The sequence below is a fragment of the Streptococcus mitis genome (assembly GCF_001074635.1).
GTDB lineage: Bacteria > Bacillota > Bacilli > Lactobacillales > Streptococcaceae > Streptococcus > Streptococcus mitis_E.
On record NZ_JUQO01000250.1, the window covers coordinates 1 to 1027 of the forward strand.

The following is a 1027-nucleotide window of genomic DNA, read 5'->3' on the forward strand; positions in this document are numbered from 1 at the left end:
TCCTGTTGGTGTTACTTTTGTAACTGTAGGTTTGTACTTCGCTGTTACTGATGTTCCATTCTTATCTACTCGTTTAACCGTTACTTCTGGTGCTTCTCCTGAGAAGTCTTTGTTTGGTGTAAATGTTACTGTACCATCTTTTGCTACTGTGTATGTTCCTACTTTATCAACTGTCTTCGTGATGTTTCCATCTTCAAATGTTGCTGGAATTTCATCATCCATTGGTACTTCTGGAGAACCTGGTGTGAATTCAGGTGTTCCTGTTTGTACTTTTCCTTGTAGTCCTGTGGATGTTGTATCTTTTCCTGTTGGTGTTACTTTTGTAACTGTAGGTTTGTACTTCGCTGTTACTGATGTGCCATTCTTATCTACACGTTTAACCGTTACTTCTGGCGCTTCGCCTGAGAAGTCTTTGTTTGGTGTGAAGGTTACTGTTCCATCTTTTGCTACTGTGTATGTTCCTACTTTATCAACTGTCTTAGTTACATTTCCATCTTCAAATGTTGCTGGTGACTCATCATCCATTGGTACTTCTGGGGCTCCAGGTGTGAACACTGGTGTTCCTGTTTGTACTTTTCCTTGAAGTCCTGTTGATGTTGTATCTTTTCCTGTTGGAAGAACTTCTACTACATTAGGTACATATTTTTGCTTAACGACTTTACCATTAGCATCTTCAACTTGTACTGTTACACCCTCAGTTCTACCTTTGAATGTCTTAAGTGGTGTAAATGTAATCACGCCATCTTTTAATTCATAAGTTCCAACATCTGGTACAGTCACTGTTGTCACTTTATCTCCAGCTGCATTCACTAATGTTAAAGTATCTTGTTTTAATGTTACTTTTTCATGACCAGCATTAAAGTTAACAGTTGTTTTATCTTCTTCATCTTTTTGATTGAAGACGATTGGAGATTTTTGAGCAAAGCCTTGTAATCCTGTAGTAGCTGAATCCTTACCTGTAGGATTTACTTCCGTAAATGTTGGTGTGTAAGTTGCTGTTGCTGGTGTTCCATTCGCATCTTTCACT

1 protein-coding gene is annotated in these 1027 nt (G+C 38.4%); it reads right to left on the bottom strand.

Annotated features, from left to right (window positions below; all coding sequences use genetic code 11):
- On the bottom strand, positions 1-1027 hold a 1027-nt coding region (locus tag ADI58_RS10295), incomplete at both ends, for an Ig-like domain-containing protein (protein ID WP_049522521.1).